The sequence below is a fragment of the Azotobacter tropicalis genome, assembly GCF_059739045.1.
Map to the genome: position 1 here is coordinate 2,647,735 of NZ_AP046059.1, position 22,266 is coordinate 2,670,000.

Sequence of the window (22,266 nt, forward strand, 5' to 3'; positions counted from 1 at the left end):
GCCGACATGCGGTCTTTCCTGCCAAAAACCGCATCGCGCGCCTTTTCGCCACCGAGGTCACCATGCGTAAGTCCTTGATGCGCCTGACCCTGCGCCAGCTTCGGGTATTTCGCGCGGTATGCGAGAGCCGTTCCTACAGCCGCGCCGCCGAGGAGATGGCACTGACCCAGCCGGCGGTCAGCCTGCAGATCCGTCAGCTGGAGGAGCTGGTCGGCCAGCCGCTGTTCGAGTACGTGGCCAAGAAGCTCTACCTGACGCCGGCTGCCGAGGCGCTGCTGAAGGCCAGCGAGGACATCTTCGGCCGCCTGGAGAGCCTCGACATGCAGCTGTCGGACCTGCAGGGCTCGCTGCAGGGCCAGCTCAACCTGGCGGTGGAATCCAGCGCCAAGTACCTGGTGCCGCACCTGTTCGCCGCCTTCCGCGCCCAGCACCCGGAGGTCAGCCTGCAACTGGTGGTGGTCAATCACGCCCAAGCGGTGCGCCGCCTGTCGATGAGCCGCGACGACCTGCTGATCATGTCGCAGGTGCCGACCGAGCTGGCGCTGAACTTCTATCCCTTTCTCAACAATCCGATCATCGCCGTGGCGCCGCCCGGACATCCGCTGTGCGCGCGGCCGGGCCTGCGCCTGCAGGACCTGACGGACTTTCCGCTCTTGCTGCGCGAGGCCGGCTCCGGCACCCGCCGGGCTACCGAGGAGTACTGCCACCAGAAGCGTGCGCACTTCGCCGAAACCTTGGAGATCGGCTCGACCGAGGCGCAATTGCAGGCGGTGATCGCCGGCCTCGGTCTGGCCCTGCTGCCGCGCCATGCGGCGAGCCTGGAACTGGCCACCGGCCAGCTCTGCGAGCTGCCGGTGGCGGAGTTGCCACTGTACCACAGCTGGTGCCTGGTGCATGCCGAGGGCAAGCGGTTGAGTCCGGTGGCGCGGGCCTTCGAAACCTTCATCCGCGCCGAACGCGCGCAGATCAGCGCGCTGGCCGGGCGTTTTGCCGGGAAATCGCCAGAGATGCAGGCAACAGGCTGACCGCCAGCAGGTCCGGGAAATCGTCCAGCTCGTGCTGCAGCTGGCGCTGCTCGTCGTAGCGCTCGATGGCCCGGCGAAAGTGCATGCGCCGCTCGTCCAGCCGCTTGCGGCGAGCCTTGGTGTCCTGGGGGCAAGGGTAATACGCGTCTTCCGTATGGCGAGGCATGAGGGTCTCCCTGCGGGGGATCGGGGACCCTCAGAATGGCCGGTGGCCGGTGACGCTTTCACGGCAGGGGCATGACACTGGCATGACCCGTGACCGCCCGGTGCGTCACTCCTCCGCCGCGCGCACCGCCTTGGGCGACAGACGCAGGCTGCGCAGGCTGCGCTTGACGCTCTTCAGGTGGTTGACCAGGTCCGGCCCGCGGGCCATGGCCACGCCCATGGCCAGCACGTCGATCACCACCAGGTGGGCGATGCGCGAAGTCAGCGGGGTGTAGACCTCGGTGTCCTCGTGCACGTCGATCGCCACGTTGATGTTGGCCAACTCGGCCAGCGGCGTCTGCCCGGGGCACAGGGTGATCAGGGTGGCTCCGGTCTCGCGGACCAGGTTGGCGGTGATCAGCAGGTCCTTGGAGCGCCCCGACTGGAAATGCAGATCGCCACGTCGCCGGCCTTGAGGGTCACCGCCGACATGGCCTGCATGTGCGGGTCGGAATAGGCGGCGGCGGTGAGCAGCAGGCGGAAGAACTTGTGCTGGGCATCGACGGCCACCGCGCCGGAGGCGCCGAAGCCATAGAACTCGATGCGCGGGGCCTTGGCGATGGCGTCGATGGCACGCTGCAGCGCTTCCGGATCGAGCCGCTCGCGCACCTCCATCAGGGTATGCAGGGTGGTGTCGAAGATCTTCAGGCTGAAGTCGACGACCGAATCGTTCTCGTGGATGGCGAACTGGCCGAAGCTGGCGCCGGCGGCCAGGCTCTGCGCCAGCTTCAGCTTGAGGTCCTGGAAGCCGGTACAGCCGATGGCCCGGCAGAAGCGCACGATGGTCGGCTCGCTGACCCCGACCTCCTGGGCCAGGCTGGCCATGGAGCTGTGCATCGCCGCCGCCGGATCCAGGAGTACATGATCGGCCACCTTGAGTTCCGACTTGCGCAACAGGGCGCGCGATTGGCAATATGCTGCAAGAGATTCACGGGGGCTGAACTCGGTTATGATCGGGAGTCGGGCTGTAGTGCGCCTGTAGTTATACTACACGACGAACTTCCAGCCCATAGCCAAACGCCTTGGAGGCTGTTGTGATCCATCCCTGCGACATGCTGGTTTTCGGCGGCACTGGCGACCTGGCGCTGCACAAGTTGCTGCCGGCCCTCTACCATCTGCATCGCGACCGGCGCCTGCCGGCCGACATGCGCATCCTCGCCCTGGCGCGCAAGCCGCTGAGCCGCGATGCCTACCGCGCCCTGGCCGAGCGCCATTGCCGCGCCCATGTGGCGCGGGCGAACTTCGACACCGCCACCTGGCAGGGCTTCGCCGAACGGATCGACTATTTCGCCATGGACGCCAGCCAGAGTGCCGACTATGGCCGCCTGAGCCGGCATCTGGGCGACGCCTGCCAGCGCGGGCGCATCTACTACCTGGCCACCGCCCCCGGCCTGTTCGAGGATATCGCCGCGCACCTGGCCAACGCCGGCCTGGCCGGCAGCGACACGCGCATTGTGCTGGAAAAACCCATCGGCCACTCGCTGGCGTCGGCGCTGGCGATCAACCAGGCGATCGGCCGGGTGTTCCAGGAGTCGCAGGTCTTCCGCATCGACCATTATCTGGGCAAGGAAACCGTACAGAACCTGATGGCGCTGCGCTTCGCCAACGCCCTGTTCGAGCCGGTCTGGCGCGCCGGGCACATCGACCACGTGCAGATCAGCGTCTGCGAAACCCTCGGCGTGGAGAACCGCGGCAGCTACTACAACCAGGCCGGGGCGATGCGCGACATGCTGCAGAACCACCTGTTGCAACTGCTCTGCCTGGTCGCCATGGAAGCACCGGTGCGCTTCGATGCCGAAGCGGTGCGCAACGAGAAGGTGAAGATCCTCGAGGCGCTGAAACCCATCAACGGTTTCGACGTGAAGGACCGCACGGTGCGCGGCCAGTACGCCGCCGGAAAGATCGGCGGGCAGGAGGTACCGGCCTACTACTTCGAGAAGCATGTCGACAACGACAGCGATACCGAAACCTTCGTCGCGGTGCATGCCGAGATCGACAACTGGCGCTGGGCCGGCGTGCCCTTCTACCTGCGCACCGGCAAGCGCATGGCGAAGAAGAGTTCGGAGATCGTCATCCAGTTCAAGCCGGTGCCGCACCGGTTATTCCTGGACGGCCAGGCCAATCGCCTGCTGATCCGCCTGCAGCCGGAGGAGTCGATCAGCCTGCAGCTGATGGCCAAGAGCCCGGGCAAGGGCATGCACCTGGCGCCGGTGGAGCTGGATCTCAACCTGGCTCATGCCTTCCGCCAGAAGCGCCGCTGGGACGCCTACGAACGCCTGCTGCTGGACGTGGTGGAGGGCGACTCCACTCTGTTCATGCGCCGCGACGAGGTGGAGGCCGCCTGGCGCTGGGTCGATCCGATCATCGCCGGCTGGCACGCTTACTATCAGCGGCCGCGCCCCTATCCTGCCGGCTCCTGGGGCCGGAGCAGGCGCACAGCCTGCTCGAACAGCAGGGCCGCACCTGGCACGAATGAGCCGGCCTGCCGGGCTCAGGCCCCGGCGTCCGCCTCGTCGCCCTCCTCCTCGACCAGGTTCAGCCAGTGCGCCAGCACGCCGTGGGCCTCCTCGATCCCCTGGCGCTTGGGCGCCGAGAACAGCTGGAGGCTCACGCCTTCGCCCCAGCCCTGGCGGATGTCCCGCTGAACCTTGAGCAGGGCGTTCTTCGCCGCGCCGAAGGCCAGCTTGTCGGCCTTGGTCAGCAGGATGTGCATGGGCATGCCGCTGGCGCCGGCCCAGTCGAGCATCATCCGGTCGAAGTCGGTCAGCGGGTGGCGGATGTCCATCAGCAGAATCACGCCGGCCAGGCTGCGGCGGCTGCCCAGGTAAGCCTCCAGGTGATGCTGCCAGTGCTGCTTGAGAGGAATCGGCACCTTGGCATAGCCGTAGCCGGGCAGGTCGACCAGACGGCGCTCGTCGTCGAGACGGAAGAAGTTCAGCAACTGGGTGCGCCCCGGGGTCTTCGAGGTGCGCGCCAGATTGGCGTGGGTCAGGGTGTTCAGCGCACTGGACTTGCCGGCATTGGAGCGTCCGGCGAAGGCAACCTCGAAGCCTTCGTCGGCGGGACACTGGTCGACCCGGGCGGCGCTGATCATGAAGGCAGCCTGCTGGCACAGGCCGAGAATGGGATTCTTGAAGGACATCGGGGGGAGTTTCCGCTGGGCTGGCACACGCAGGCTGCGGCGCCATGTCGTTTCCGTTTCGGAGTCACGAGTATATAATACCGCGGATTTTGTGTGCGCTTTGCCCCTGTCCCAGGGTAAGTGTTCACGGGAACGGTTTAAGACTGACCGTACGTTGCCAGCACGGTGCTTGTTCCCTGCGGAAGGCCGGCTCAGAAGCCCGATCGCCCGCCGCAGTGTCGTGATGCTGCCCTTGACTGCCAGCTGCCCAGTCGACTCTGGCCCCGCAGGCGCGCATGGATGCATGGACAGCCACGCCGAAGCCGCCGGGAATTCCCCTGAAAAGCCGGGCCCATCGGACGACAACAACTTTCTTGAGCCGTGATTTGGATTAGCTGATGAACAAAGCACTCGTGACTCTGCTGTTAACCCTGGGGATCACCGGTCTTGCCCATGCCGCGGGCGATGCCGCCGCCGGTCAGGGCAAGGCGGCCGTATGCGGCGCCTGCCACGGCCCGGACGGCAACAGCCCGGTGCCGGACTTCCCGAAACTGGCCGGCCAGGGCGAGCGCTATCTGCTCAAGCAGATGCAGGACATCAAGGCCGGCACGGCGCCGGGCGCCGCCGCTGGCGTCGGCCGTAACGTGCCGCAGATGACCGGCATGCTCGATCCGTTGAGCGACCAGGACATGGCCGACATCGCTGCCTACTTCTCCGCCCAGAAGATGGGCGTCGGCGCCGCCGATCCCCAGTTGGTCAAGGCCGGCGAAGCGCTGTACCGCGGCGGCAAGCTGGCCGACGGCATGCCTGCCTGCACCGGTTGCCATTCGCCGAACGGCGAAGGCAACGCGCCGGCCGCCTACCCGAGACTGGGCGGTCAGCACGCGAAGTACGTGGCCACGCAGCTGACCAACTTCCGCGAAGGCGTGCGCACCAACGATGGCGACAGCATGATCATGCGCTCCATCGCCGCCAAGCTGAGCAACAAGGATATCGCCGCGATCTCCAGCTACATCCAGGGCCTGCACTGAGCACGGTTCACCGGCATCGAAAAAGGGCGGCAGATGGCCGCCCTTTTTCATTGGCCCTCCCCTTACAATAGGCCCATCCGCTTTGCCCCCGCCGGGTCGAAAACCGGCTCGTACCGGAAGTCCCCCTCAGCAATGCAAGGAGTCGTAACGCATGCGTAAACTGATCCTCGGCGCCGTTCTCGCCAGTGCCGGCCTGCTCGCCCTGACTGCCCAGGCAGAATCGCTCGCGCCCGCCGACATCAAGGCCGGCAAGCAGTATGTCGAGCTGCCCAACCATGTGCCGGTGGCGCAGCCGGGCAAGATCGAGGTCGTGGAGCTGTTCTGGTATGGCTGCCCGCATTGCTACCAGTTCGAGCCGAGCATCAACGCCTGGGCCAGCAAGCTGCCCGAGGACGTGAGTTTCCGGCGCGTGCCGGCCCTGTTCGGCGGCCTGTGGAACGTCCACGGCCAGCTGTTCCTGACCTTGGAGGCGATGAACGTCGAGTCGAAGGTCCATACCGCCATCTTCGATGCCATCCACAAGGAGGGCAAGAAGCTGGCCACGCCCGAGGAAATGGCCGAGTTTCTCGCCGGACACGGCATCGACAAGGATGCCTTCCTCAAGACCTACGGCTCCTTCAACGTGAAGACCCAGATGGAGAAGGCGAAGAAGCTGGCGATCGCCTACCAGATTTCCGGCGTCCCGGTGATGGTCGTGAACGGCAAATACCGCTTCGATCTGGGCAGCGCCGGCGGCCCGCAGAACACCCTGCAGGTGGCCGACTACCTGATCGACCAGGAACGCACCGCCCAGTGACGACGGGCAGGAGGAACCATGCTGCGCCGACGCACGGTTGAACGCCAGGCCGCCATACAGCAGCCGCGGACCAATCCGCACTGCCGAGTGCCGGGCAGACTGCCTGACGACGGCCGGCTGCGTCTGCTGAGCTTCAATATCCAGGTCGGCATCCGCACCGAGGGCTACCGACATTACCTGACCCGCAGCTGGCAGCATCTGCTGCCGCATGCCGGGCGCGCGGTGAACCTGCAGCGAATCGGCGACCTGCTCGCCGATTTCGACCTGGTGGCCCTGCAGGAGGTCGATGGCGGCAGCCTGCGCTCCGACTACGTCAACCAGGTGGAGCACCTCGCCCAGCTCGGCAACTTCCCCTACTGGTACCAACAGCTCAACCGCAACCTCGGCCCGCTGGCCCAGCACAGCAACGGCTTGCTCAGCCGTCTGCAGCCCACCGAGCTGGAAGACCACCCCCTGCCCGGCCCGCCGGGACGCGGCGCGATACTCCTGCGCTTCGGCACGGGACGCGAGGCCCTAGCGGTGGTGATGATGCATCTGGCTCTCGGCGCACGGACCCGCACCCGCCAGCTCGCCTATATCCGCGAGCTGATCGGGGACTACCGCCATCTGGTGCTGATGGGTGACATGAACACCCATGCCCGCGAGCTGCTGGAACATTCGCCACTGCGCGACCTCGGCCTGCTCGCCCCGCAGATCGAGGCCACCTTTCCCAGCTGGCGTCCGCAGCGCTGCATCGATCATATTCTGCTCAGCACCAGCCTGGCCCTGGAGCGCGTGCAGGTGCTGCGCCAGCGGATCTCCGACCACTTGCCGGTGGCGGTGGAGGTCCGCCTGCCCGCACACTTCGGGCGCAATACCCTGCCACAGGCCCGCCCCTGAACGGGAGCGGCCGGCCGACCGCTCTCAGCGACAAGCGCGGCAGATCGCCATGCTTTTGCAATACTTCACTGGTGCGCACGGCCCATCCGCCGCGCTCCCGAACCTTGCCGGACATCCCCGAACTTCATGAGACCCCTCGCCTTCAGCCTGATCCTCGCCCTGCTGGCCGGCTGCGCCGCCGGCCCGCGGATCGATACCCGCCATACCTCGCGCAGCCAGGACAGCCGCGTGCAGTACGTCATCCTGCACTACACCTCGGAGGACCTGCCGGGATCGTTGCGCCAGCTCACCCAGGGCGACGTCAGCAGCCACTATCTGATCGACGCCAAGCCCGCGACCATCTACCGTTTGGTTAAAGAGGAACGCCGCGCCTGGCATGCGGGAGACAGCCAGTGGCGCGGAAGAACCTGGCTGAACGCCAGCAGCATCGGCATCGAACTGGTCAATCCCGGCTATCTGGACACCCCCAACGGGCGCCTCTGGTATCCCTATCCGCCGGAGCAGATCGATGCGCTGATCGTCCTGCTCAAGGATATCCTCAAGCGCCATGGCCTCGGGCCGGAAGCGGTGCTCGGCCACAGCGACGTCGCCCCGCTGCGCAAGGTCGACCCGGGACCACAGTTTCCCTGGAAGCGCCTGGCCGAGGCCGGACTGGTCGTCTGGCCCGACGCACGCCGGGTCGCCGAACTGCAGAAACGTTATGCGGTCCATTTGCCGGATGTCGCCTGGTTTCAGGAGCAACTGATCCGCCACGGTTATACGCTGGAGCGGCATGGCGTGCTCGACGACGAAACACGGCGGGTCATCGCCGCCTTCCAGATGAAATACCGTCCGGCCCGTTTCGACGGCACGCCGGACGCCGAAACCGCAGCCCTGCTGGCCACCCTGAACGAAACGGGATAGGAACACACACGGCCGGCGTCAGACCTGAAAGGATGTCAGGAGCGCTCACATGCGACACGCCCTGGTGCAACTGTGCCGGTCCCTCTACCGGCCCTGGCCGATGGCCCTGCTGACGACCCTGGCCGGCGCCCTCCTGCTCGCGCTGCTCGGCCTCGGGCTGGCGCTCTCCCAGGCGCGCGAGGCGCAACGGGAAGACCTTGAAAGCCGTGGCGAACGCCTGCTGCTACGCCTCGAACAAGTTCTCGGGCAGATGCGCCAGGGGCTGGCCGGCCTGGAGCTGCAATCCCAGCGCCACTGCGATCCGGCGCTGCTGGAAAGTCTCCGTCAGGTGAGCTTCAAGCACCGCTTCATCCACGAGGCCAGCTTCGCCGCCGAGGGGCAGCACTGCTCCAACCGGCCGCGTCACGCTGCCGAGGAGCCGGCGCGGCCGGCGGACTTCCACAGCCAGGGCCTGGACTACTGGTTGAGCGCCGCATCTGCTGCCGACGAAGACCTGGCCCCCCAGCCGATGCCCCTGATGGTCGCCCACGGCCCGTTCCGGGTTTCCAGCGCCCGCGGCCATCTGCTCGACGCCTTCGACCCCACCGACGGCCTCGCCGTCTACCTGATTCCCCGCGGCAGCACGCAGGCTCTACCGATCCTCGCTGCGACACCGCCCCTGACGATCCTGCCCGGAACGGCGGACAGCAGCGCGCTGCAACTGCTCGACGGAAGGCCTTTCTACGCGCTGCCGAACGACACCCCGGATTACCGGCTGGCCTTGGTGGCCCCGCGCGCCAGGCTGCTCGAGCGCATTCGCACCCACTGGGAGCGCCTGTTACCCGTCGGCCTGCTGCTGGCCCTGCTGGGTGGCGGCGCGGTCTTCTGGCTGGTGCGCCGACGTCTGTCGCTCCGCGGGAACTGCAGGGTGCCCTGCGCCGTCAGGAACTGCAGGTCCATTACCAGCCGATCTTCCACCTCGCCAGCCGCCGCTGCATCGGCGCCGAAGCCCTGATGCGCTGGCAGCGCCCGGACGGCAGCCTGACCAGTCCCGAGCAGTTCATCCCGCTGGCCGAGTCGACCGGGCAGATCCGCGCGATTACCGACTTCCTCCTCGAAGAGGTGCTGAAGCAGCTCGGCGACCTGCTGCGCAATCACCCCAAGCTGTACATCTCGATCAACCTGTCGGCCTGCGACGTTAGCGTGCCGCGCATCGGTCCGCTGACCGAACGCCTGCTCGTCCGGCATGGCGTCCGGCCCGAACAGATCGCCTTCGAGGTGACCGAGCGTGGCCTGATCGACCTGCAGGCGGCCAGCCGGAACCTGGCCGAACTGCGCGCCCGCGGCCACCGGGTGCTGATCGACGACTTCGGTACCGGCTACTCCAGCCTGGCCTATCTGCAGACGTTGCCGGTGGACTGCCTGAAGATCGACAAGGCCTTCGTCGACGCTCTCGGCGCCGATGCCGCCAGCAGCGGCGTCGCACCGCACATCGTGCGCATGGCCAGGGCGCTGCGCCTCAAGGTGATCGCCGAGGGCATTGAGCGCGAGGATCAGGCCCGCCTGCTCGGCAACGAAGGTGCCGACTACGGCCAGGGCTGGCTGTTCGCCCGCCCGCTGAGCGCACACGCCTTCCGCGAACTGATCGGCGGGACCCCGCCCGAGGCTCTGGCGGAACCTATCCTGTACCGTAGACGGCAGGCAGTTTCCCGGCCTCATCCGGAAGTACCGGCCAGGGCCTCAGGCAACTGGTACCCCGAACCCGGCGGGCCCTGAGCCGGCCCCTCGCTGCTCAATGCGCCTTTCCATCGAGGGGGCGCCCCCTGCAGCAGCCAGGCGCACGGACTTGAAACAGTTTATAAATAAATATATTGTCTATCGATATAACCAAGCGTTCTGCGCAGGAGCGACAGAATGAACATCGACTGGGTGCACTTCACCCCGTGGACGGCACTTGCCGGCGGCGCGCTGATTGGCCTCGCGGCCGGCCTGTTCGTGATGCTGAACGGACGCATCGCCGGCATCAGCGGTCTATTCGGCAGCCTGCTGCAACGCAACGCCGACGGCCGCGACGAGAAGGCGCTGTTTCTGCTCGGCCTGCTCGCAGCGCCGCTGTTCTGGGAACTGTTCGGCGCGCTGCCGGCGGTCGAATTCCAGACCGGTTGGCCCGGCCTGCTGCTCGCCGGACTGCTGGTCGGCCTCGGCACCCGCTACGGCTCCGGCTGCACCAGCGGACATGGCGTCTGCGGGATCGCCCGCCTGTCGCCGCGCTCCCTGGTCGCCACCCTGACCTTCATGGCCAGCGGCTTCGCCACGGTCTTCGTCCTGCGTCACCTGTGGGGAGGCTGAACATGCGTAGACTGAGCGCCCTGCTCGCCGGCCTGGTCTTCGGCACCGGCCTGCTGCTGGCCGGCATGAGCAATCCGGCCAAGGTGCTCGGCTTTCTCGACCTGGCCGGCACCTGGGACCCCTCGCTGGCGCTGGTGATGGTCGGCGCCATCGGCGTCGCCCTGCTGCCCTTCGGCTGGGCCAGGCGCCACCGGCGCTCGCTGCTGGAGGCCCCCATGCAGCTGCCGCAGCAGCGCGAGCTGGATCGCCGACTGATCGGCGGCAGCCTGCTGTTCGGCATCGGCTGGGGCATCGCCGGCATCTGTCCGGGGCCGGCCCTCACCCTGCTGCTCGGCGGCTACTGGCAGAGCCTACTCTTCGTGTCCGCCATGCTGGGCGGAATGTGGCTGTTCGCCGTGCTGGAGCGCCGGCACGCGCCCTCACGATGAAAGCCGGCCTCGTTCTTCTCGACAGCGCCCTGTGCATCGCCGCCGGCCTGCTCCCGTATCTACCCGGCCTACACTGTGACGGGCATCCCCCCTGCAAGAGCAGGCCAGTGAAGTTTCCCCGGGTTCCGCTGCCGCCTGGCTCTCGTATGACAATTCCCGGGGTACGGATCCCCTTGCTGAAGGACAGCCCATGAACGCCCGTGTAGAAGCCTTCTTCGATCCCGCCACTTGCACCTACAGCTATGTGGTGAGCGATCCGCTCAGCCGCCAGTGCGCCCTGATCGATACCGTGCTGGACTACGAGCCCGCCTCCGGACGCACCGACCATGCCTCTGCCGAGCGCCTGATCGCCCATGTCCGCACCCAGGAGCTGGAAGTGCAGTGGATTCTGGAAACCCATGTGCACGCCGATCACCTGAGCGCCGCCGCCTATCTCAAACGACAGCTCGGCGGCAGGCTGGGCATCGGCGAGCGCATCAGTCAGGTTCAGGAAACCTTCGGCCAACTGTTCAATGCCGACGACGCATTCGCCCGTGATGGCAGCCAGTTCGACCATCTGTTCCACGACGGCGAGGATTTCCAGATCGGCGGCATCCAGGCCCGGGCCCTGCATACCCCCGGGCATACCCCGGCCTGCATGACCTATCTGATCGGCGACGCCGCCTTCGTCGGCGACACTTTGTTCATGCCCGACTACGGCACTGCCCGCTGCGATTTCCCGGGCGGCGATGCACGCACCCTTTACCGCTCGATCCAGCGCCTGTACCGGTTGCCGGACGACACCCGGGTGTTCATGTGCCACGACTACAAGGCGCCGGGGCGCACGGAGTTCCTCCACGAAACCAGCATGGGCGAGCAGCGTCGGCATAATGTCCACATTCACCAAGGCATTGACGAGGAGGTATTCGTGGCCATGCGCAAGGCAAAGGACGCGACCCTCGCCATGCCGGCCCTGATCCTTCCCGCAGTGCAGGTCAATATGCGCGCCGGCGAGCTGCCGCCGGCCGAGGACAACGGCATCCACTATCTGAAGATTCCGCTGAACGCGTTCTGAGCCACACCGGCCCTCCGGCCGGCAGCAGGCAGAACATATGGCTGTCGTCCAAGCCATGCCAGAATAGCCGTGCCAGAGCCCCAGAGGCTCTGGCGGGCAACGCGGCAGAGGAAACGTGAGTCCGCGACTACCCCGCCCTGAAACCGCGCGCTCTTGGAAAACTCGAAAAACGTCAAGGACTACAATCGTGATGCACAAGCTTTCACTACTCGCCGCAGGGATCGTTCTGAGCGCCCACGCCCTGGCCACGCCACAGACCAACGAACCCATTCAGCCGATACAGCCGGCCAAAGTCGACAACCCGGCCAAGGTCGAGCTGGGCAAGCAGCTGTTCTTCGAGCCGCGCCTGTCCAAGTCCGGTTTCATTTCCTGCAACTCCTGCCACAACCTGAGCATGGGTGGCAGCGACAACCTGCCTTCCTCGATCGGCCACCACTGGCAACAGGGGCCGATCAACTCGCCGACCGTCCTCAACGCCGGCTTCAACGTGAAGCAGTTCTGGGACGGCCGTGCCGCCGATCTCAAGGAACAGGCCGCCGGACCGATCGCCAATCCCAAGGAAATGGCCTTCAGCCATACGCTGGCGGTGGACGTATTGAACTCGATTCCGCAGTATCGCGAGTCCTTCAAGAAGATTTACCAGTCCGACAAGATCACCCTGGATGCGGTAACCGACGCCATTGCCGAATTCGAGAAGACGCTGGTTACGCCCAACTCACGCTTCGACCGCTGGCTGCAGGGCGACGAGACGGCATTGAACAAGACCGAACTGGAAGGCTACCAACTGTTCAAGTCGGTGGGCTGCGTGGCCTGCCATAACGGTCCGGCCGTCGGCGGCGGTTCGTTCCAGAAGATGGGCCTGGCGGCTCCCTACCAAACCAGCAATCCCGCTCAGGGCGTGGCCGGTCTGACCGGCAAGGAGTCGGATCGTCTGCTGTTCAAGGTGCCGACCTTGCGCAACATCGAGCTGACCTATCCCTATTTTCATGATGGCGCCTACTGGAAGCTGGAAGAAGCAGTCGACGTGATGGCCCGCGTCCAGCTCGGCCGCCAGTTGAAGCCGGACGAGATCGACAAGATCACCGCCTACCTGAAGACCCTCACTGGCGAGCAACCGCGGCTAGAAATGCCCATCCTGCCGCCTTCCACGGCGCAGACCGCGAAGCCAACCCCTTTCAATTGAGGGAAAGCCGGGGCGAGGGAACCGTCGCCCCGGCCGATCTGCGGAACGATGGCTGCCTGCGGGAAGGTCTGGAAGACGGGGTGGCCGAGGCTGGCCACCGATCCCGAGCGCCGCGAAGCTGCGGGACCCGGGAACGCCACGACAAAATCAGAAGGCGTGGCTGTAGTAGGCCGAGAAGGACTCGATGCCATCGTTGGGCTGCTTGATGCCGGCGTTGGAGTAGTGGATCGCCCGGACACCGACCTTCTGGCCGCCCGCGAACTTGATACCGGCGCCGATACGGTCTTCGAAGTTGAAGGAAGAACCCAGCTGCTGCTCGCCTACGCGGGTCTTGGAGAAGAAAGCGACGCCGACGCCGAGCTCGACGAACGGAGTGACGCCGAGACCGGTGAACTCGTAGGTGAACACCGGGCTGAACGACAGCGAGTGTGCGCCGGCGTAGTTGTCCTTGCCGGAGCCGCCTTCCCAGTAGGTATAACCGGCATCCCAGTAACCCGACACATGGCCCAGGTCACTTTTCCACCATTGTTTGTCCCAAGGCAGGCCCAGGCTGAGGCGATAGGTCATGTCGCTCTGGCTGGTGACGCCGACTGCGGCACCCACTTCGACAGCTTGTGCCACCCCCGCCGATCCAAGAAGCAGAACGGCTACTGCGGGCAATGACAGATACTTTCGCATTGAAACATCCTCTATTTTGTTAGCAATTACGATTATGCAGAACTCCTGGACAGTCCGGGCCAGCCTGGCCGGACGTAAGCCTGTCCGCCGGTGGCAGGCAGGGCGAGTTTCGCAGAAAAGGCACGCGAGCATTGCGCGCAAAAGCCGCACGCAATACGGCGGCAGGAGTTTCGCATGACAATGGTCCGAGCTTGAATACTTATTCTATTTAGCCGGCTCTTTACGGAGTGGCTAAAGCTTTTTTGTATTTCTCGTACTGCTCACGGGACAGATTGCTCCGCCCCAGCATGTCTTGGGCGAACTCTTTGATTTCGGCATCTGAATGGGAGCGCTGGGCGATCTGCGGCGGCGATCCACAACCGCTCAGCAGACATGGAACGAAGACAAGCGCCATCCATAGCGGAACGACCACCGGTGTCATAGGTTTCACCTGTCAATGAGCGGTTGGGTTTCCGCACCCGGCCGCTCCTCCAGCGCCTCCTCTATTCCGAGGTTGGAGTGGAGACGGGATATCTGCGTTGGTTGCAGGCCGGGATGATGAAAGCTATGGGGATTTTAGAAGCGGCGCGGAAGGCAAAAAACTGGGGATTTCAAAAAGTATCGTTACCAATTACGCAACAATGTATTGATAATTTCCTTACAATCCTGCGGATTCATGTAGGGAATGTCTGCTTTACGCCAGTCCTTCGACAACGCTGATCGAAGCCGTCCCGCTCCAGAATCGGCTACGGGACGGGACGGACAATACCGAAGACGAGGTCTCGCTCAGCCGCAATGGATCTGCCTGATCACCAAGCGCTCGTCGACATCTAGATTCAGGCGCTTGGAATCGTAGTCCAACGTTATCCCGTCCCGGGGGCCGATGACGCGGGCCGTCTGTGCCCCGGCCCGCTGCCGGGCCTGCTCGAGTAGGCTCGGGCTGGCAGTCTGGCCCACCAGGCTTTGTACCAGGCTGGCGTCGCAGCCCTGGCTGGCGCTCGCTATAGGTTCAGACTTGTCGGCGGAGCTGCAGCCGGTCAGCAACAGGACGGCGAAAAGGAGACGGGAAGGGGCGTGTATCGAGATCATGTCTGCTCCTGGAACAATGCAAGCACGACAACCATATCACTCTTGGCGCGGCAGCCCGGTTGCCCGCGACGGATGTCGCTCGGCAGCAAGCACCTCAGGAGGCTCCTCCGCCCCCGTCGGCCGTCCGCTTGTGCTCCTTGAACCAGGAGGACACCAATACATAGAACAGCGGCACCCAGAAGATCGCCAGCACGGTGGCGGTGAGCATGCCGCCGATCACCCCGGTACCGATGGCATGCCGGCTGCCGGCTCCGGCGCCGCTGGAGACGGCTAGCGGCACGACACCAAGGATGAAGGCCAGGGAGGTCATGACGATCGGCCGCAGACGCATGCGGCAGGCCTCCACCGCCGCATCGAACAGGTCCATGCCCTGCTCGTGCAGGCTCTTGGCGAACTCGACGATGAGGATCGCGTTCTTCGCCGAGAGGCCGATGGTGGTGAGCAAGCCTACCTGGAAGTAAACGTCATTAGACAACCCGCGCAGGCTGGTGGAGCCGAGCGCGCCGACGATCCCCAGCGGCACCACCAGCATCACCGAAAAGGGGATCGACCAACTCTCGTAGAGGGCCGCCAGGCAGAGGAACACCACCAGCAGCGACAGTGCGTAGAGCGCCGGGGCCTGGGAGCCGGACAGGCGCTCTTCGTAGGACAGCCCGGTCCACGCGTAGCCGACCCGGGCGGCAGTTCCCGGCGATCCGCTCGACCTCGGCCATGGCATCGCCGGAGCTGTATCCGGGCGCCGGCTCGCCGAGGATCTCCATCGCCGAAACGCCGTTATAGCGTGCCAGTTTCGGCGAGCCATAGGTCCATTCGCCGCTGGCGAAGGCGCTGAACGGCACCATGGCACCGGCCGCGTTGCGCACGAACCACTTGCCAAGATCTTCCGGGCTCATGCGCGCCTCGGGCCTGCCCTGCAGATAGACCTTCTTCACCCGGCCGCGGTCGATGAAGTCGTTGACGTAGCTGGCCCCCCAGGCGATAGAAACGCTGCTGTTGATGTCCGCCAGAGACAGGCCATAGGCGCGTGCCTGCTCGTCGTCGATCAGCAGGCGGTACTGCGGCTCGTCGCGCAGACCGTTGGCGCGTACCCGACTGAGCGCCGGACTCTCTGCAGAACGGGCGAGAAACTGGTCGCGAGCGGCGCTCAGCGCTTCGTGGCCGACGCCGGCGCGGTCCTGCAGGAACAGGTTGAAACCGCTGGCGTTGCCCAACTCCATCACCGCCGGCGGGGCGAAGGCAAAGGCCAAGGCATCGCGGAAGGTGGCGAAGCGCTGCTGGGCGCGCCGGGCGAGAGCGAACACACTGCTCTCCTCGCCGGTTCGCTCAGCCCACGGTTTCAGCGCGATGAAGGCCAGGCCGGAACTCTGGCCCCGACCGGCAAAGTTGAATCCGGTCACGGTAAAGACCGAGTTGACCAGACGGCCCTCCTCGGTCAGCAGGTAGTCTCGCATTGCATCCACCACCCTCTGGGTGCGCTCGGCGGTGGACCCGGAGGGCGTCTGTATCTGGGCATAGAGCACGCCTTGGTCCTCGTCGGGAAGGAAGGCGGTCGGTATACGGGTGAACAGCCAGGCCATGAGGGCAATGATCGCCATATAGAGCAGCAGATAGGGCAGCTTGCGTCTGAGTACTACCCTGACGCCATGTTCGTAACCCTGCACGCTGAGTGCGAATACACGGTTGAACCAGCCGAAGAAGCCACGCGTCTGGTGATGCTCGCCCTTGGCGACAGGCTTGAGCAGGGTTGCGCAGAGCGCCGGGGTGAAGATCAATGCGACCAGCACCGACAGCGCCATGGCGGCGACAATGGTGATGGAGAACTGTCGGTAGATGACCCCGGTCGAGCCGCCGAAGAAAGCCATGGGCACGAATACCGCGGACAGCACCAAGGCGATGCCGACCAGAGCCCCCTGAATCTGTCCCATCGACTTGCGCGCGGCTTCACGCGGCGACAGGCCATCTTCGACCATGACCCGCTCGACGTTTTCCACCACCACGATGGCATCGTCGACCAGCAGACCGATGGCCAGCACCATGGCGAACATGGTCAGGGTATTGATGGTGAAGCCGAAGGCGGCGAGCACGCCGAAGGTGCCGAGCAGCACCACAGGAACCGCCAGGGTGGGAATCAGCGTGGCGCGAAAGTTCTGCAGAAACAGATACATCACCAGGAAGACCAGAACAATCGCCTCGCCAAGGGTTTCCACCACCCCTTCGATGGAGGCAGAGATGACCGGCGTGGTGTCGTAGGGATAGACGACTCTCATCCCCGGCGGAAAGAAAGGCTCTAGTTCGTCGAGGGTTTCGCGCACCGCCTGGGCCGTTTCCAGCGCATTGGCACCGGTGGCGAGCTTGATCGCCATGCCCGCGGCCGGTCGGCCATTGTAGGTCGAGGTAATGCTGTAGTTCTCACCCCCAGGGCCACTTCGGCGACATCGCCAAGACGTACTTGCGAACCGTCACCATTGACCTTGAGCAGGATGTCGCGAAACTGTTCGGCAGTCTGCAGGCGGGTCTTGCCGACGATGGTAGCGCTGAGCTGCTGGCCGGCCACGGCCGGGAGGCCGCCGAACTGACCGGAGGAAACCTGGACGTTCTGGGTCTCGATGGCCACGCGCACGTCCACCGGGGTCAGCTGGAAATTGTTCAGCAGGGCCGGGTCCAGCCAGATGCGCATGGCGTATTGGGAACCGAAGACTTGGAAGTCGCCAACTCCCTTGGCGCGAGAAATCGGGTCCTGAATATTCGATACGATGTAGTTGGCCAGATCGTTGCGATCCATGCTGCCATCGTCGGAGACGAAGCCAACGATCAGCAGGAAGTTCCTCACCGACTTGGTCACCCGGATACCCTGCTGCTGTACCTCCTGCGGCAACAGCGGAGTGGCCAGCTGCAGTTTGTTTTGCACCTGCACTTGTGCGATATCCGGATCAGTACCGGGCTCGAAGGTGGCCGTGATGGTCATGCTGCCGTCGGAGTTGCTCTCCGAGGTGATATAGCGCAAGTTGTCGATGCCATTGAGTTGCTGCTCGATCACCTGCACTACGGTGTCTTGGACAGTCTGCGCCGAAGCGCCTGGATAAGTCACTGAAATCCCCACTGCCGGTGGAGCAATGTTGGGATACTGATTGATCGGTAGAGCGAGAATGGACAAGCCGCCGGCCAGCATGATCACCAAAGCAATCACCCAGGCAAAGATGGGGCGGTCGATAAAGAATCTGGGCATCGCGCTATCCCTTGCTCATCCCTTCTAACCTGAAGGCAGCTTGGCGTTTTGCCCGACGTTGGCTGCCGGTACCACCTTGACCTCGATGCCAGGGCGAATGAACTGCAGGCCCTCGGTGATCAACCTGTCGCCTGGGACGAGCCCCTCGCTCACCAGCCAGCGATCACCCACAACGCGCTCTGCCTTTAGCATTCGCAACTCGACCTTGTTCTCTGCATTGACCACCATGGCTGTGGCCTCGCCCTTGATGTTGCGCGTCACACCTTGCTGAGGCGCGAGAATTGCCTGGCTCTTCAGCCCACCGAACAGATGGGCGCGGACGAACATGCCCGGCAGTAATTCTCGGTCGGGATTGGGAAACACCGCACGCAGGGTTACCGAACCGGTACTCTCATCGACACTAACTTCGGAAAATTCGAGCCGCCCCTCATGGGCATATTCGCTATCGTCCTCCAGAGTCAGGGTCACTTTGGCCGAGTTCTCTTCTACTTTCTCCAGACGACCACCGGCCAGATCGCGCCGCAGGGCGAGCAGCTCACGCGCGGGCTGGATAACATCAACATAGATGGGATCGAGTTGGTGAATAGTGGCCATGACCTGAGCTTGACCATTGCTGACCAGCGCCCCTTCAGTCACGGCAGAACGGCCGATACGCCCGGCAATGGGTGCCAATACCTTGGTGTAGCGCAGATCGATTCGGGCCTTTTCCAGGCTGGCCTCCGCCTGCTGGCTGGCTGCCCGTGCCTCGTCATAGGCCTGTCGACTCACCGCTCGGCTCTTGACCAGGACCGTATAGCGCTCCGCCAGCGCTCTGCTTGAGGCTAGGCTGGCCTCGGTCTCCTTGAGTGTTGCCTCATATACGGCAGCATCGATTTGATACAATTGCTGTCCAGCCCTGACCTCACTGCCCTCGCTGAACAAACGTTTTTGAATGATGCCGCTGACTTGAGGGCGTACCTCCGCAATCCGATAAGCAGCAGTACGGCCCGGCAGTTCATGGGTCAGCACATAGGGTTGCGGCTCGAGAGTTACGACCCCAACTTGGGGTAGCTGGCGAGGCAGCGGTGACGATTCTTGCTTACAGCCATTCAGTACAAGCACAGCTAGAGCGATGGAGACCACCGCAACAAAGGCTCGCCCCTTTGGCATCCGAAGAACCTCGCTTGTGGTGACGCAGGCCAGTTCTGCTGTATTACAAGCGTAGATGCCATGAAGCAGATGGCCGTCCACTGTGATTCGTGCTCACCTTGAGGCTCGCGCACCATGGGGGCAGTACACTCCCGAAATTCCGGGCCAGATTAGTATTGGTTGGTATCTTCATGGCCCTATCCTCTCAAACTCACAGGTTGAAGGCCTCAGAAAAAACCGGGGCGGTTCAGCAGACTCCTGTTCTGCTAGTGAGGGATCGTAGCAGCCATTTAATGGGAGAGACTCGATATGATTGTGTCGGGGACGGCTGATAGCGCTTTCATGGCACTCAAGCTTGCCCGCTCTCGGCCCCGCTGCCGAGTGCTTCAAACAAAAACCCCGAGCCGTCTGTTGCGGCTCGGGGGTTCGGGATAGGCGCTTGACGATGACCTACTCTCGCATGGGGAAACCCCACACTACCATCGGCGATGCGTCGTTTCACTGCTGAGTTCGGGATGGGATCAGGTGGTTCCAACGCTCTATGGTCGTCAAGCAATTCGGTGGGGACGTCGCGGTCAGGCGCCATCCCGTATCGGGCATGTGATACTGCAGTCTCGGTGGCTTTGCGGTTCAGCCAAATTTTCGGCTCAGTCGGCTTCGACCTCACCCCTGCACCGCCCTGTCGGGGGCCAGATTGTTTGGGTGTTATATGGTCAAGCCTCACGGGCAATTAGTATGGGTTAGCTCAACGCCTCACAACGCTTACACACCCCACCTATCAACGTCGTAGTCTTCGACGGCCCTTCAGGGAGCTCGAGGCTCCAGTGAGATCTCATCTTGAGGCAAGTTTCCCGCTTAGATGCTTTCAGCGGTTATCTTTTCCGAACATAGCTACCCGGCAGTGCCACTGGCGTGACAACCGGAACACCAGAGGTTCGTCCAACCCGGTCCTCTCGTACTAAGGTCAGCCCCTCTCAAATCTCAAACGTCCACGGCAGATAGGGACCGAACTGTCTCACGACGTTCTAAACCCAGCTCGCGTACCACTTTAAATGGCGAACAGCCATACCCTTGGGACCGGCTTCAGCCCCAGGATGTGATGAGCCGACATCGAGGTGCCAAACACCGCCGTCGATATGAACTCTTGGGCGGTATCAGCCTGTTATCCCCGGAGTACCTTTTATCCGTTGAGCGATGGCCCTTCCATACAGAACCACCGGATCACTAAGACCTACTTTCGTACCTGCTCGACGTGTCTGTCTCGCAGTCAAGCGCGCTTTTGCCTTTATACTCTGCGACCGATTTCCGACCGGTCTGAGCGCACCTTCGTACTCCTCCGTTACTCTTTGGGAGGAGACCGCCCCAGTCAAACTGCCCACCATACACTGTCCTCGATCCGGATAACGGACCAGAGTTAGAACCTCAAGCATGCCAGGGTGGTATTTCAAGGATGGCTCCATGGGAACTGGCGTCCCCACTTCAAAGCCTCCCACCTATCCTACACAAGCAGGCTCAAAGTCCAGTGCAAAGCTACAGTAAAGGTTCACGGGGTCTTTCCGTCTAGCCGCGGATACACTGCATCTTCACAGCGATTTCAATTTCACTGAGTCTCGGGTGGAGACAGCGCCGCCATCGTTACGCCATTCGTGCAGGTCGGAACTTACCCGACAAGGAATTTCGCTACCTTAGGACCGTTATAGTTACGGCCGCCGTTTACCGGGGCTTCGATCAAGAGCTTCGCTTGCGCTAACCCCATCAATTAACCTTCCGGCACCGGGCAGGCGTCACACCCTATACGTCCACTTTCGTGTTTGCAGAGTGCTGTGTTTTTAATAAACAGTCGCAGCGGCCTGGTATCTTCGACCGGCATGGGCTTACGGAGTAAATCCATCACCCTCACCGGCGCACCTTCTCCCGAAGTTACGGTGCCATTTTGCCTAGTTCCTTCACCCGAGTTCTCTCAAGCGCCTTGGTATTCTCTACCCGACCACCTGTGTCGGTTTGGGGTACGGTTCCTAGTTACCTGAAGCTTAGAGGCTTTTCCTGGAAGCAGGGCATCAACCACTTCGCCTTCGTAAAAGAAGGCTCGTCATCAGCTCTCGGCCTTGAACACCCGGATTTGCCTAAGTGTTCGGCCTACCACCTTAAACTTGGACAACCAACGCCAAGCTGGCCTAGCCTTCTCCGTCCCCCCATCGCAGTAACTAGAAGTACGGGAATATTAACCCGTTTCCCATCGACTACGCTCTTCAGCCTCGCCTTAGGGACCGACTCACCCTGCGTCGATTAACGTTGCGCAGGAACCCTTGGTCTTTCGGCGTGGATGTTTTTCACACCCATTGTCGTTACTCATGTCAGCATTCGCACTTCTGATACCTCCAGCAAGCCTCTCGACTCACCTTCACAGGCTTACAGAACGCTCCTCTACCGCGCATCTTGCGATGCACCCGTAGCTTCGGTGCCTGGTTTGAGCCCCGTTACATCTTCCGCGCAGGCCGACTCGACTAGTGAGCTATTACGCTTTCTTTAAAGGGTGGCTGCTTCTAAGCCAACCTCCTAGCTGTCTAAGCCTTCCCACATCGTTTCCCACTTAACCAGGACTTTGGGACCTTAGCTGACGGTCTGGGTTGTTTCCCTTTTCACGACGGACGTTAGCACCCGCCGTGTGTCTCCCGTGCTGACACTTGCCGGTATTCGGAGTTTGCATCGGTTTGGTAAGTCGGGATGACCCCCTAGCCGAAACAGTGCTCTACCCCCAGCAGTGATACACGAGGCGCTACCTAAATAGCTTTCGAGGAGAACCAGCTATCTCCGAGCTTGATTAGCCTTTCACTCCGATCCACAAGTCATCCGCTACCTTTTCAACGGGAGTCGGTTCGGTCCTCCAGTCAGTGTTACCTAACCTTCAACCTGCTCATGGATAGATCGCCCGGTTTCGGGTCTATACCCAGCGACTAAACGCCCTATTAAGACTCGCTTTCGCTACGCCTCCCCTAAACGGTTAAGCTTGCCACTGAATATAAGTCGCTGACCCATTATACAAAAGGTACGCAGTCACCCAACAAAGTGGGCTCCCACTGCTTGTACGCATACGGTTTCAGGTTCTATTTCACTCCCCTCTCCGGGGTTCTTTTCGCCTTTCCCTCACGGTACTGGTTCACTATCGGTCAGTCAGGAGTATTTAGCCTTGGAGGATGGTCCCCCCATGTTCAGA

The 22,266-nt window shown here is 63.2% G+C and carries 15 protein-coding genes, 2 rRNA genes and 4 pseudogenes (1 of these 21 only partly in view); 11 read left to right on the top strand and 10 right to left on the bottom strand.

What is annotated here, in order from left to right:
• Positions 1-62 precede the first annotated feature (62 nt).
• Positions 63-1,025 (top strand): LysR family transcriptional regulator, encoded by a 963-nt coding sequence (locus Atro_RS12615; protein WP_497922746.1) that lies wholly within the window; start codon positions 63-65, stop codon positions 1,023-1,025.
• Here the strand turns inward: Atro_RS12615 and Atro_RS12620 are convergent.
• Entirely contained in the window at positions 967-1,191 is a 225-nt protein-coding gene (locus Atro_RS12620) for a PA3496 family putative envelope integrity protein (protein ID WP_497922748.1), read from the bottom strand. The two genes, Atro_RS12615 and Atro_RS12620, sit on opposite strands and share 59 nt — an antisense overlap.
• A gap of 105 nt (positions 1,192-1,296) precedes the next feature.
• Positions 1,297-2,161, bottom strand: a pseudogene (gene hexR, locus Atro_RS12625) (transcriptional regulator HexR).
• 120 nt (positions 2,162-2,281) lie between these two features.
• Here hexR and zwf point away from each other — a divergent pair.
• Positions 2,282-3,705 (top strand): annotated as a pseudogene (zwf, locus tag Atro_RS12630) (glucose-6-phosphate dehydrogenase).
• A 15-nt stretch (positions 3,706-3,720) separates the two neighbouring features.
• Here zwf and yihA read toward each other — a convergent pair.
• Positions 3,721-4,371, bottom strand: a complete 651-nt coding sequence (gene yihA / locus Atro_RS12635) for a ribosome biogenesis GTP-binding protein YihA/YsxC (protein ID WP_497922749.1) — start codon at positions 4,369-4,371, stop codon at positions 3,721-3,723.
• 377 nt (positions 4,372-4,748) lie between these two features.
• On the opposite strand from yihA, the gene Atro_RS12640 reads away from it, so the two are divergent.
• From Atro_RS12640 to Atro_RS12680, 9 genes and pseudogenes are all read left to right on the top strand, one after another.
• A complete protein-coding gene (locus tag Atro_RS12640; RefSeq protein ID WP_497922751.1) occupies positions 4,749-5,381 on the top strand; it encodes a c-type cytochrome in 633 nt (210 codons plus the stop codon).
• Between the two features lie 151 nt (positions 5,382-5,532).
• The gene (locus Atro_RS12645) at positions 5,533-6,177 is read left to right on the top strand and encodes a thiol:disulfide interchange protein DsbA/DsbL (RefSeq protein WP_497922753.1); all 645 of its coding nucleotides are present in this window, start codon (positions 5,533-5,535) and stop codon (positions 6,175-6,177) included.
• Positions 6,178-6,195: 18 nt separating this feature from the next.
• The gene (locus Atro_RS12650; protein ID WP_497922755.1) at positions 6,196-7,056 is read left to right on the top strand and encodes an endonuclease/exonuclease/phosphatase family protein; all 861 of its coding nucleotides are present in this window, start codon (positions 6,196-6,198) and stop codon (positions 7,054-7,056) included.
• 126 nt (positions 7,057-7,182) lie between these two features.
• Positions 7,183-7,959: an N-acetylmuramoyl-L-alanine amidase gene (locus tag Atro_RS12655; protein ID WP_497922757.1), complete on the top strand. Its 777-nt coding sequence runs from the start codon at positions 7,183-7,185 to the stop codon at positions 7,957-7,959.
• Positions 7,960-8,008: 49 nt separating this feature from the next.
• Positions 8,009-9,585, top strand: a pseudogene (locus Atro_RS12660) (EAL domain-containing protein); the annotation flags it as partial.
• A gap of 267 nt (positions 9,586-9,852) precedes the next feature.
• Complete coding sequence (locus Atro_RS12665) at positions 9,853-10,287, top strand: YeeE/YedE family protein (RefSeq protein WP_497922759.1); 435 nt, start codon at positions 9,853-9,855, stop codon at positions 10,285-10,287.
• 2 nt (positions 10,288-10,289) lie between these two features.
• The gene (locus Atro_RS12670) at positions 10,290-10,715 is read left to right on the top strand and encodes a DUF6691 family protein (protein WP_497922761.1); all 426 of its coding nucleotides are present in this window, start codon (positions 10,290-10,292) and stop codon (positions 10,713-10,715) included.
• Positions 10,716-10,905: 190 nt separating this feature from the next.
• Complete coding sequence (locus Atro_RS12675; RefSeq protein ID WP_497922763.1) at positions 10,906-11,769, top strand: MBL fold metallo-hydrolase; 864 nt, start codon at positions 10,906-10,908, stop codon at positions 11,767-11,769.
• Between the two features lie 190 nt (positions 11,770-11,959).
• On the top strand, positions 11,960-12,952 hold the full coding sequence (locus tag Atro_RS12680; protein ID WP_497927675.1) for a cytochrome-c peroxidase: 993 nt from the start codon (positions 11,960-11,962) through the stop codon (positions 12,950-12,952).
• 147 nt (positions 12,953-13,099) lie between these two features.
• Here Atro_RS12680 and Atro_RS12685 read toward each other — a convergent pair whose 3' ends face one another.
• The 7 genes and pseudogenes from Atro_RS12685 to Atro_RS12715 form a co-directional block, all read right to left on the bottom strand.
• Entirely contained in the window at positions 13,100-13,630 is a 531-nt protein-coding gene (locus tag Atro_RS12685) for an acyloxyacyl hydrolase (RefSeq protein ID WP_497922765.1), read from the bottom strand.
• Positions 13,631-13,850: 220 nt separating this feature from the next.
• Entirely contained in the window at positions 13,851-14,051 is a 201-nt protein-coding gene (locus Atro_RS12690) for a hypothetical protein (RefSeq protein ID WP_497922767.1), read from the bottom strand.
• Between the two features lie 344 nt (positions 14,052-14,395).
• On the bottom strand, positions 14,396-14,698 hold the full coding sequence (locus tag Atro_RS12695) for an I78 family peptidase inhibitor (protein ID WP_497922769.1): 303 nt from the start codon (positions 14,696-14,698) through the stop codon (positions 14,396-14,398).
• A 94-nt stretch (positions 14,699-14,792) separates the two neighbouring features.
• Positions 14,793-17,924 (bottom strand): annotated as a pseudogene (locus tag Atro_RS12700) (efflux RND transporter permease subunit).
• 24 nt (positions 17,925-17,948) lie between these two features.
• Positions 17,949-19,073, bottom strand: coding sequence for an efflux RND transporter periplasmic adaptor subunit (locus Atro_RS12705; RefSeq protein WP_497927676.1), 1,125 nt, complete (start codon positions 19,071-19,073; stop codon positions 17,949-17,951).
• A 416-nt stretch (positions 19,074-19,489) separates the two neighbouring features.
• Positions 19,490-19,605 (bottom strand): 5S ribosomal RNA (gene rrf / locus Atro_RS12710).
• Positions 19,606-19,761: 156 nt separating this feature from the next.
• Positions 19,762-22,266: ribosomal RNA gene (locus Atro_RS12715) — 23S ribosomal RNA — on the bottom strand; it runs 387 nt beyond the window's last position.

Coding starts and splice junctions, on each gene's coding strand:
- yihA (WP_497922749.1), bottom strand. CDS start 4,371: ATGTCCTTCAAGAATCCCATTCTCGGCCTGTGCCAGCAGGCTGCCTTC.
- Atro_RS12695 (WP_497922769.1), bottom strand. CDS start 14,698: ATGATCTCGATACACGCCCCTTCCCGTCTCCTTTTCGCCGTCCTGTTG.
- Atro_RS12620 (WP_497922748.1), bottom strand. CDS start 1,191: ATGCCTCGCCATACGGAAGACGCGTATTACCCTTGCCCCCAGGACACC.
- Atro_RS12680 (WP_497927675.1), top strand. CDS start 11,960: ATGCACAAGCTTTCACTACTCGCCGCAGGGATCGTTCTGAGCGCCCAC.
- Atro_RS12670 (WP_497922761.1), top strand. CDS start 10,290: ATGCGTAGACTGAGCGCCCTGCTCGCCGGCCTGGTCTTCGGCACCGGC.
- Atro_RS12645 (WP_497922753.1), top strand. CDS start 5,533: ATGCGTAAACTGATCCTCGGCGCCGTTCTCGCCAGTGCCGGCCTGCTC.
- Atro_RS12665 (WP_497922759.1), top strand. CDS start 9,853: ATGAACATCGACTGGGTGCACTTCACCCCGTGGACGGCACTTGCCGGC.
- Atro_RS12655 (WP_497922757.1), top strand. CDS start 7,183: ATGAGACCCCTCGCCTTCAGCCTGATCCTCGCCCTGCTGGCCGGCTGC.
- Atro_RS12615 (WP_497922746.1), top strand. CDS start 63: ATGCGTAAGTCCTTGATGCGCCTGACCCTGCGCCAGCTTCGGGTATTT.
- Atro_RS12705 (WP_497927676.1), bottom strand. CDS start 19,073: ATGCCAAAGGGGCGAGCCTTTGTTGCGGTGGTCTCCATCGCTCTAGCT.
- Atro_RS12685 (WP_497922765.1), bottom strand. CDS start 13,630: ATGCGAAAGTATCTGTCATTGCCCGCAGTAGCCGTTCTGCTTCTTGGA.
- Atro_RS12690 (WP_497922767.1), bottom strand. CDS start 14,051: ATGACACCGGTGGTCGTTCCGCTATGGATGGCGCTTGTCTTCGTTCCA.
- Atro_RS12640 (WP_497922751.1), top strand. CDS start 4,749: ATGAACAAAGCACTCGTGACTCTGCTGTTAACCCTGGGGATCACCGGT.
- Atro_RS12650 (WP_497922755.1), top strand. CDS start 6,196: ATGCTGCGCCGACGCACGGTTGAACGCCAGGCCGCCATACAGCAGCCG.
- Atro_RS12675 (WP_497922763.1), top strand. CDS start 10,906: ATGAACGCCCGTGTAGAAGCCTTCTTCGATCCCGCCACTTGCACCTAC.